The sequence below is a fragment of the Clostridium sp. genome (genome assembly GCF_051278035.1).
Lineage (GTDB): Bacteria > Bacillota > Clostridia > Clostridiales > Clostridiaceae > Clostridium_AD.
Window position 1 is genome coordinate 1 of the sequence record NZ_JBNMNU010000151.1, and the last position, 10,502, is coordinate 10,502.

Consider the following 10,502-nt stretch of genomic DNA (forward strand, 5'->3'; position numbering starts at 1 on the left):
GTAATAGGCTTAATAATTTTCAATTATTACAATTTTGGTATAATTGCGTTTATATTAGGATATAGTTCACAACTTATTTCTATAGTACTTTACGGAATTAATATTAAAGAGTGTGAAGGGAAGTGAGTACATGGGAGATATTACACAATTACCTAGTGTAAATATTTTTGGATACAATTTTGAAATTACAGTTAGTTTAATAACGCAATGGGTAATAGTTTTGGGACTAAGCTTACTAATAGCAGTTATTAACATAAATCTTAAAAAAATGCCAAATAAAAAACAAAGTGTAGTTGAAATTTTTGTTGAATTTGTGGAAAAAACCGTAGAAGAGACTATGGGTAAAAGTTTTAAAAAGTTTGTTCCGTTTATAGGTACATTAGGAATTTATCTTTTAGCAATGAACTTGGTAGGATTATTTGGAATAAAGCCGCCTACTACAGATTATAGTGTAGCTTTAGGAATGGGTTTAATTACATTTATAGTGATACAGGGATATACAATTAAAAAAGCGGGCCTTAAAAAATATTTTACTGGCTATGCAAAACCATTACCTGTATTACTTCCGATAAATATACTGGAGAGAATTATGCTACCGGTATCTTTAAGTCTAAGATTATTTGGAAATATGTTTGCAGCAACTATAATTATGGAATTAGCGTATACTGGGCTAAGTAAAATTACTTGGATGGCACAACTGGCAATACCAATACCATTACATATGTATTTTGATGTATTCGATGGCACTATTCAAATGGTTATATTTGTAATGTTAACAATGATTAATATTGTAATAATTTCAGAACATTAAAATTAAAATAAAAATGAAATAGGAGGATTATATTATGGATTCAGCAGGATTTATAGCGGGAATGTCAGCAATAGGAGCAGGAATAGCAGCTATCGGGGTTATAGGTGGCGGAATAGGAACAGGGAATGCTACAGCAAAGGCCGTAGAGGGTATTGCAAAACAACCAGAAGCAAGTGATAAAATACTTAGAGCATTAGTTATAGGTGGTGCACTATCAGAAGCAACAGCTATCTATGGTTTCTTAATAGCATTATTATTAATTTTGCTTGGTGTAAAAGGCTAAAAAGAAATAGTAAAAGGAAGGTAGGTGAAAGTCTTGGTTTGCATAAGAGTAAAAAATCTTTGTAAACCGAGGGTTTAATATGGAAATGGGTATAAAATTAAGTACAGTCATAGCTGCAATGGTAAATTTCCTTTTACTACTTTTCATTGCTAAACATTTTCTATTTATACCAGTAGGTAAGATTTTACAAACAAGAAAACAAGAATTAGATTCTTCTTTTGAGAAGGCAAATAGTGATAAAGAAGAGGCTAATAGATTAAAAATAGAAAATGAAGAAAAATTAAATTTAGCAAAACAAGAAGGTAAGGAAATAGTTGAAAAATATAAGCAAAAAGCAGAGAAAATATCTGGAGAATTAATTCAAAATGCAAAACAAGAAGCGGAACTTATAATTCAAAGAGCGAGGGTTGAAATTGAAAGAGAACAAGAAAAAGCGAAAAGTGAAATAAAAGCGCAAGTTATAGATTTATCTTTAGTTTTGTCCGAAAAAGCTCTTGGGAAGCATATCGATGAAAGTGAACACAGGAAATTAATCGAGGATTTTATTTTTAAGGTAGGTAGCTAAAATGTATGAATACTTAGATAAAAGATATGCACTAGCACTTTATAGGGTTGCTGAGGAAAAAGGGAAAGTAGAAGAATATTTAAATGATCTACGAGAAATTGTTTCGATTATGAACAATGATGCTTATTTCATGAAATTAATTAAACAGCCATTCGTAAGTACCTCTGAAAAGAAGAAGATATTTATTAACATTTTCAAGGGGAAAATTGACGAAGATCTTTTGTCTTTTCTTCTTATTCTTATAGAAAAAGATAGGATACTTTTTACTGAAGAAAAACTTAAAGAAATGGAAAAAATTCACTTAGAGCGCAATAATACATTGCTAGTAGAAGTTAAAACAGTAATACCTCTTAATGATTCTGAAAGAGAAAACCTCAGAAGAAAATTAATAGATATATATGATAAGAAAATTATATTTGTTGAGAGAATAGACAAAAGAATTATAGGTGGAGTGTATATAAGGGTCGGTGACGACGTTATTGATGGCACTCTAAAAATCAAACTAGAGGAAATGAAAAAAATAATGTCTAAATAGGAATAGAGGTGAGTTTATGAACATAAAACCAGAAGAAATAACATCTATAATAAAAAAAGAAATAGAAAGATATGACAAGAAAATCGACACTGTTGACTCAGGTACTATAATTCAAATAGGTGATGGAATTGCCAGAGTGTATGGGTTAGATGAATGTATGGAAAATGAAATGTTAGAGTTCCCTAATGGAATATTTGGTATGGCGCTTAATTTAGAACAAGACAATGTAGGATGTGTGCTTTTGGGGCCCGAGAAGGATATCAAAGAAGGCGACATTGTGAAAAGAACTGGTAAAGTGGTAGCGGTTCCTGTGGGAGAAGCATTACTCGGAAGAGTTGTAAATGCGTTAGGTGTACCTATAGATGGAAAAGGTCCAGTAAAGACTACGGAGACGAGAGAAGTGGAAGTTGAAGCGCCTGGAGTTATTGAAAGGCAATCAGTTAAAGTGCCACTTCAAACAGGAATAAAATCAATAGACTCTATGGTCCCAATTGGGAGAGGTCAAAGAGAACTTATAATTGGAGATAGGCAAACAGGTAAAACAGCCTTAACTATAGATACTATTTTGAATCAAAAGGGTAAAGATGTCATATGCATATATGTAGCCATTGGTCAAAAGCAATCAACTGTTGCACACATTGTTAACACACTATCAGAAATGGGCGCCTTGGATTATACAATAGTGGTAGCATCCACAGCGTCTCATTCGGCACCACTTCAGTATTTAGCGCCATATGCTGGATGTAGTATGGGAGAGCATTTTATGAATAATGGTAAGAATGTGTTAATAGTATATGATGATTTATCTAAGCATGCAGTTGCTTATAGAGCTATGTCACTATTACTTCGTAGACCACCAGGTAGAGAGGCTTATCCGGGAGATATATTTTATATTCATTCAAGGTTACTTGAAAGAGCGGCAAAACTTTCAGATAAATTAGGTGGTGGATCATTAACTGCTCTTCCTATAATAGAAACTCTCGCAGGGGATGTTACGGCGTTTATACCAACTAACGTTATTTCTATAACAGATGGGCAAATATTTCTTGAGGCTGACCTTTTCCATTCAGGGCAAAGACCTGCTGTTAACGCTGGAATATCTGTGTCAAGAGTTGGGGGGAATGCTCAAATAAAAGCTATGAAACAGGTTACCGCGACTTTAAGACTAGAACTTGCTCAATATAGGGAGCTTGCGGCTTTTGCCCAATTTGGTACAGATCTTGATAAAGATGCGAAGATGAGACTGGAAAAAGGGAAAAGATTAATTGAAATACTAAAGCAGGATCAATATACGCCTATGCCAGTAGAAAAGCAAGTTATGATTTTCTTTGCTGGAACCAATAACTATCTTACGGATATTCCAGTACACCAAGTAATAAGATTTGAGAGTGAATTTTTGGAGTATATGGATACACATCATAGAGAAGTAGGTAAAACAATAGTGGATAATAAGATGTTAGATGATAAACTAAAACAGCAGCTTATTGAAGGTATAGAGGAGTTTAAAAAAGTATTCTCAATTAAGGAATTTTAGAGTCACATTAAAAGGATAAGTTAATGCATGACCAATAAGAAAATATCAATTTGCCTCCATAATATGTTTATGGAGACTAAAGTGAGGTGAAACATGGCAGGTATGGGGCTTGTTGCAATTAAGAGAAGAATAAAATCCATAACAAATACTACAAAAATCACCAGAGCCATGGGACTAGTTGCTACAGCTAAATATAAAAAAATAAGAAAAAAGGTAGATATTAATAATAATTATATGAATGCCCTAAAGGACACTATAAAAAAGCTAACAGATAATTATGAAGGTGATAGTATCTTTGTCAGAGGAAACAATAGTAATAAGAAATTGTATGTTGTACTTACTTCAGATACAGGACTCTGCGGCGGATTCAATTGGTCGATAATAAATGAAATGATGGTTAAACTTAAAAGTGATCAAGGAGATTACAAAGTTATCATTGTAGGTAAAAAGGGGAAAATCATACTTAAAAAGCTTAATATTGAAACTGTGGCTGAATACATTGAAATATCAGATACGCCTTCTCAAAAGGAAGCTAAAACGATTATTAATAATGCACTTAGCATGTATAGTAGCGCAGATATAGGTGAAGTTCACATTGTTTATAAAAAGCTCATTTCATCATTAAAAAATGAAGTCAAAATTGAGAAGATACTTCCTCTAAATGTTGATAGTGAATTGAAAAGTAGTAAAGAATATGTAGACGTTGAAGCGATAGATGAAAAATTATTGCATGAGATTACTTCATTATTTTTAAGTGGTAAAATGTTGAACTCTATGCTACATTCAAAAGCTAGTGAACACAGAGCTAGAATGCAGTCAATGGGGGCAGCTACTGACAACGCTAACGAAATACTTGATAAACTTAAATTGAGTTATAATAGAATTAGACAAAGCGCAATTACACAAGCAATTTCCGAAATAGTTGGAGGGGCGGAAGCTCAAAAGTAGTTTGAGATAAGGAAGCTCAAAGGTAAAAAGGAGTGAGAGAAGTGTCAGGACATATAGGAAAAGTAGTGCAAATAATAGGGCCTGTTATAGACATAAAGTTTGAAGCAGAGGGCCTTCCTAATATTCACAATAGCATTGAAATTAAGATGGAAGATAGAGTTATCGTAGCTGAGGTTGAGCAACATATCGGTGATGATATTGTAAGATCAATAGCTATGGAAAGTACAGAAGGGCTAAGGCGAGGACTAGAAGCTGTTGATACTGGAAACCCAATATCAGTACCGGTTGGAAATGTAGTACTGGGAAGGTTATTTAATGTTCTTGGAAAACCTATTGATGAAATGGGAGAAGTTAAGGCAGATAAATATATGCCTATTCACAGATTAGCCCCAACCTTTGAAGAGCAGTCTGTTGAACCAGAAGTGTTTGCAACAGGCATTAAGGTAATAGACTTAATAGCACCTTATCAATTGGGTGGTAAAATTGGTCTTTTTGGTGGAGCGGGTGTTGGTAAAACGGTCCTTATTCAAGAACTTATGAACAATATTGCAAAAGAACATAATGGACTCTCGGTATTTACTGGAGTTGGGGAGAGAACAAGGGAAGGTAATGATCTTTATAATGAAATGAAAGAATCGGGAGTTATAGCTAAAACGGCGTTAGTTTTTGGTCAGATGAATGAACCACCTGGAGCTAGAATGAGAGTTGCTTTAACTGGTCTTACTATGTGTGAACATTTTAGAGATCAGGGGCAAGATGTACTGTTATTCATAGATAATATATTTAGATTTACACAGGCTGGTTCAGAAGTGTCAGCACTCCTTGGAAGAATACCAAGTGCTGTTGGGTATCAACCAACACTCGCTACGGAGATGGGATCGCTTCAAGAGAGGATTACTTCTACAAAACAAGGATCTATCACATCGGTGCAGGCCGTATATGTACCGGCAGATGACTTAACAGACCCTGCGCCGGCTGCTACATTCACTCATCTTGATGCCACTACAGTACTTTCTAGAGGGATAGTTGAGCTTGGTATTTATCCTGCAGTAGACCCACTAGAATCTACTTCAACAATGCTTGATCCTAGGATAGTTGGTAGAGAACATTATGATGTTACAATAAAGGTTAGACATATATTAGAAAGATATAAAGAACTTCAAGATATTATTGCAATACTCGGTATAGATGAATTATCTGAAGAGGATAAAACGGTAGTACTAAGGGCGAGAAAGGTTCAAAGATTTTTCTCTCAACCATTTACTGTAGCCGAACAATTTACTGGAATGAAGGGCAAATTTGTTAAGGTAAAAGAAACAGTAAGAGGATTTAAAGAAATACTTGAAGGCAAGCATGACAAATTACCAGAAGCAGCATTTATGTTTGTTGGTTCTATAGAAGAAGCAGTAGAAAAAGCAAAAACTCTGGCTAGTGAATAAGGCGTTAATAAGAATATGAACAATGAAATGGAAGTGTTTATATATGGAGAATCATATGAAGCTTACTATACTTACTCCTGAAAAAGAGTTTTATAGTGGTGAAATCCTCAGTTTGAATACGGAGAATGGTGATGGTAGATTTGGAATTCTTGCTAGTCATGTTGCTATGATAGCGCCATTAAAACCTACGGTAACAAAGTTTATAGAGTTAAATGGTAAAGATTTAAAAGCTTTTACGGGAGCAGGAATTTTAAGAGTGCATAACGAGGGCGTAGAAATTCTATGTAGTGCCTGTGAATGGCCAGAAGATATAGATTTAGCAAGAGCAAGTAGAGCTAAAGAAAGAGCAGAAGAAAGATTGAATCATAAGGATGAGATTGACGTTAAACGAGCAGAAAGTAGTGTTTTAAGGGCGCTTATGAGAATAAAAGCAAAAGAATAGGAAGTAAAAATAGAGATAAATTAATTTATCTCTATTTTTTTATGTTCAAAAATGATGGGGGAAATTATTTTAAGAACATTTTCACCTAAATTTTATATATTAATAATATAGTGAATAGATATTCCTAACAATCAATTCCTAGGTTTAATTCTTATAATACCCCCCTATCTATACTATTGAATAGAATAGCCCTCTTCACATTTGTGCTGGGGGATGATTTTATTAATAGTAACAATATAAAAGTCTCTTTAAAGAATATAAAAGTTAATTATTGTCAATAATTTAATTAAAGGTTAGGGGGGATAAAGTGAAGAGAAAAAATATTGTACTTTTGTGCATAGTATTGTGTTTACTTGTTTTTGGAATTAATAGTAGCTTTTCAGATGCACAGGAGAGAATTAATTTATTTGACGAAATATTAAGCCAAACTAAAGGTGAAACTTTAGAATACGGACTGCGTGTGAAGTTTGAAACAGGAGAACAACCAAGGGAAGAATGCAACTACTTATTTCAGACTTTAGAATTCGATAATAAAAAAATAAAATCCGAAATTTCAGAAAATAAAGATTCCTATTCTATAGAGTTTTCAGGTGAAAATCTTAAGGGATATATAAAGGCATTAAAAAATAATAACAAGGATGTTATAACGGTAAACATAAGTGAGAAGGGTAAAGAAAATGGACTAGTATCTCTTGAAAATAAAGTTAGAACTACTATTGGAAATAGAGGTAAAAATATAAAGTATTATAAGTATTTAAAGGCTAAAATCGAAGATGCTAGTGTGAGTGAAAATGTAGAAGGCATTAATAGCATTAATGAGAGTATAATAGAAATTTTAGAATCTCATGGAACTAAAAACATTGAGACGGTAAGTATTAATAATGGATTAAGTACTGTGGCATATACCAAAAATTATGATGTTGTGGTAAATAATAACAAGCTAATTGATTTTAATTTTGCTGTATGTAATTATTCATCTGGAATGTACATTATTATAGGTACACCTGAAATAATTACAACTTATTGAAAATTAATAATATTGTGGAGGAAAAACATGGATGAATTAATTATAAGTGGTGGGAAAAAATTACAAGGGGAAGTAGATGTAAGTGCTTCTAAAAATGCGGTACTTCCTATACTTGCAGCAACAATATTAAATGGTAATAGTTGTACTATTGAAAACGCACCCATGCTTGAAGATGTATCTGTAATATGTGAGGTATTGAAGTCTCTTAAAGCAGATGTTTTTATAGATAAAATAAATAAAAAAATTAAAATTAATAATGCGAATCTATTTGATAATGGTACTAATGATGAATTAGTTAGGAAAATGAGGGCATCTTTTTTAATAATGGGTCCGATGATTGCAAGATTTGGAAACTTTAAAATCTCTTTACCTGGTGGATGTAACATTGGAACAAGACCCATTGATCTTCATTTAAAAGGTTTGGCAGCATTAGGCGCAGAGGTATCAGTAGGGCATGGATATGTGGAGGCAAAAGCAAAAAAATTAAGAGGAAGCAGTATATATCTAGATTATCCTTCAGTAGGTGCTACAGAAAATATAATGATGGCGGCTACATTAGCTGAAGGGGAAACGGTGATAGGAAATGCAGCGGAAGAGCCGGAAATTGTGGATTTAGCAAGATTTTTAAGGGCTATGGGAGCACAAATAAGTGGAGAAGGCACTGACACTATAAGGATTTTAGGGGTTAGAGATTTTAAAGAGGTTGTTTATAAACCCATATGTGACAGGATAGAGGCTGGAACATTTATGATAACGGCTGCGATAACAAAAAGCATGTTTAAAATCAATGGCACTGATCAAATACATTTAAAACCGATAATAGCAAAACTTACTGAAATGGGAGTAGCTATTGAGGTTAATGAAAATAGCATAATAGTTGATGGTAGGAATAAATTAAATCCAGTAGATATAAAAACTATGCCATATCCAGGATTTCCAACAGATATGCAAGCTCAAATGATGAGTCTATTATGTACGGTGAAGGGTACGAGCATAATCACAGAAACTATTTTTGAAAATAGATTTATGCACGCTGTAGAACTTAAGAGAATGGGAGCAAATATAAAAATAGATGGTAGAAGCGCAGTAGTTGAAGGTATAGACACGTTTACAGGTTCAGAAGTTAAAGCTACTGATTTAAGAGCAGGAGCAGCGTTAATACTTGCAGGGCTTATGGCAGAGGGTCCAACTACAGTAAGCGATATATATCATATTGATAGAGGGTATGTTTGTATTGAAGAGAAATTAAGGGGTCTAGGAGCAGATATAAAAAGAGTAAGTTCTAATAAATAATATAATAAAACTTATTAAAAATGTTAAACTGAAATAATTATTTATTTTTAATATAAAATTCAACAAATTGGAATATATAAGTTAGTATATATTCCAATTTTTTTATGGTTTAATTATTACTATATTTTATAGCGAGAGGAGAAAAAAATGAGAAGATTTTTTATTACCGAGCATTTGAGAAACTTTCTGTTATTAATAGTTGCATTTATTGCATTTATAATTATAACTTCTCTCTTAATAGTAGGGGTGGGAGATAAAAAAAGCGCAAATGAAAGTGAAGATTTTATAAATAAATTTGAAGTAAATGAAAATTCTACTAAATATGTTTCGCTACCCAAAATTTCTACTGTCAAAGTATTTATTACAAAAGAAAATATTGTTAAAGAAATTAACTTGGAAGAATATGTTGCCGGAGTTGTTGCATCTGAAATGCCAGCTGCTTTTGATTTAGAAGCTTTAAAAGCTCAATCGGTAGCTGCTAGAACATATGCTTTAGCCCATGTGCGAGAAGCCGGCGGAGTACCTTGCGAGGACGGTAAGGGGGCTGATTTATGCGATACAGTGCATAGTCAAGTCTATAAGACTAAAAAAGAACATATAAAATTGTGGGAAAAGTCAAAAGTGAATTCAGGAGAAAAATATTGGGCTAAAATTAAAATGGCGGTTGAAAGTACAGGTGGTCAAGTTTTAACATACAATAGCAAATTAGTAATGGAGCCTTATTATTTTGCAACGAGCAGTGGCAAAACAGAAAATTCTGAGGATGTATTCAGTAATAGTGTACCTTATTTAAAGAGTGTAGATAGTCCGGGGGAAGAAAGAGCAGGAAGTTTTAAAAGTAGTAACATTTTTAAATATAGTGAGCTTAGTCAAATTATAAATAATAATTATAATAATGCTAATGTAAGCACCGCTAATATTAAGAAACAAATAACAGTTATAGATAGGAGCGAGGCTGGTAGTGTTAAGACTATAAAGATAGGCGGTATAACCGTGACAGGTAGTAAATTTAGGACTATGCTAGGTCTGAAATCATCAAATTTTCAAATAGTGTTTAACGCAAACAATGTACAAATAAATTGTAGTGGTTATGGACATGGGGTAGGAATGAGTCAATGGGGTGCGGATGCTATGGCAAAGTCTGGAAAAAGTTACATTGAAATATTAAATCATTATTATAGTGGTACCGTTATATCAAAATAAAAAATATACAGTTAAGCTGGTTATTCTTAGTAAAAGGGAATAACCAGTTTTATTTATATACAATATAGATTAAAAACATAAATATAATATTAATATGAAAAAATCAGAAAAAAAATTTATAAAATATGTATGTTTTAATACATTATGGACAAAAATAGAAATGGAGGTGTTGTATGGATAAGAAATCAAACAACAAAACATTAAATTTTTTTAAGAAGGAAGGATTCTATGTTATTTTATTTGTTTGTTTATGTATAGTAGCCACTGTGGCATCTATATCATCAAGTAACAATAAGAAAGTAGCAAGTAATCAATTAGAAGAACAAAAACAACAAGCAAATGCAGAAAAAGTTTCAAAAGAGGAACAAAAAACTTATGAGGATGCGCTTCAAGTAAAAAAGGAAAACGAAGCGAAGACTCAG

The 10,502-nt window shown here is 32.8% G+C and carries 11 protein-coding genes and 1 pseudogene; all 12 read left to right on the top strand.

Annotation, left to right across the window (positions count from 1 at the left end; all coding sequences use genetic code 11):
- Positions 1-130 precede the first annotated feature (130 nt).
- On the top strand, positions 131-811 hold the full coding sequence (locus ACJAX4_RS18285; RefSeq protein WP_435790884.1) for a F0F1 ATP synthase subunit A: 681 nt from the start codon (positions 131-133) through the stop codon (positions 809-811).
- 34 nt (positions 812-845) lie between these two features.
- A complete protein-coding gene (gene atpE / locus ACJAX4_RS18290; protein ID WP_431547461.1) occupies positions 846-1,094 on the top strand; it encodes an ATP synthase F0 subunit C in 249 nt (82 codons plus the stop codon).
- A 79-nt stretch (positions 1,095-1,173) separates the two neighbouring features.
- Positions 1,174-1,659: a F0F1 ATP synthase subunit B gene (locus tag ACJAX4_RS18295; RefSeq protein WP_435790885.1), complete on the top strand. Its 486-nt coding sequence runs from the start codon at positions 1,174-1,176 to the stop codon at positions 1,657-1,659.
- A gap of 1 nt (position 1,660) precedes the next feature.
- Positions 1,661-2,194 (top strand): F0F1 ATP synthase subunit delta, encoded by a 534-nt coding sequence (locus tag ACJAX4_RS18300; protein ID WP_435790886.1) that lies wholly within the window; start codon positions 1,661-1,663, stop codon positions 2,192-2,194.
- A gap of 16 nt (positions 2,195-2,210) precedes the next feature.
- Positions 2,211-3,728, top strand: coding sequence for a F0F1 ATP synthase subunit alpha (gene atpA / locus ACJAX4_RS18305; RefSeq protein ID WP_435790887.1), 1,518 nt, complete (start codon positions 2,211-2,213; stop codon positions 3,726-3,728).
- Between the two features lie 93 nt (positions 3,729-3,821).
- A complete protein-coding gene (gene atpG, locus ACJAX4_RS18310; RefSeq protein ID WP_435790888.1) occupies positions 3,822-4,676 on the top strand; it encodes an ATP synthase F1 subunit gamma in 855 nt (284 codons plus the stop codon).
- 41 nt (positions 4,677-4,717) lie between these two features.
- Complete coding sequence (gene atpD / locus ACJAX4_RS18315) at positions 4,718-6,115, top strand: F0F1 ATP synthase subunit beta (protein ID WP_435790889.1); 1,398 nt, start codon at positions 4,718-4,720, stop codon at positions 6,113-6,115.
- A gap of 43 nt (positions 6,116-6,158) precedes the next feature.
- Positions 6,159-6,557, top strand: coding sequence for a F0F1 ATP synthase subunit epsilon (locus ACJAX4_RS18320; protein ID WP_435790890.1), 399 nt, complete (start codon positions 6,159-6,161; stop codon positions 6,555-6,557).
- A gap of 307 nt (positions 6,558-6,864) precedes the next feature.
- Positions 6,865-7,584 (top strand): YwmB family TATA-box binding protein, encoded by a 720-nt coding sequence (locus ACJAX4_RS18325; RefSeq protein WP_435790891.1) that lies wholly within the window; start codon positions 6,865-6,867, stop codon positions 7,582-7,584.
- A gap of 27 nt (positions 7,585-7,611) precedes the next feature.
- Entirely contained in the window at positions 7,612-8,877 is a 1,266-nt protein-coding gene (gene murA, locus ACJAX4_RS18330; RefSeq protein WP_435790892.1) for a UDP-N-acetylglucosamine 1-carboxyvinyltransferase, read from the top strand.
- A gap of 147 nt (positions 8,878-9,024) precedes the next feature.
- On the top strand, positions 9,025-10,080 hold the full coding sequence (gene spoIID / locus ACJAX4_RS18335; RefSeq protein ID WP_435790893.1) for a stage II sporulation protein D: 1,056 nt from the start codon (positions 9,025-9,027) through the stop codon (positions 10,078-10,080).
- Between the two features lie 173 nt (positions 10,081-10,253).
- Positions 10,254-10,502: pseudogene (locus ACJAX4_RS18340) on the top strand (M23 family metallopeptidase); the annotation flags it as partial.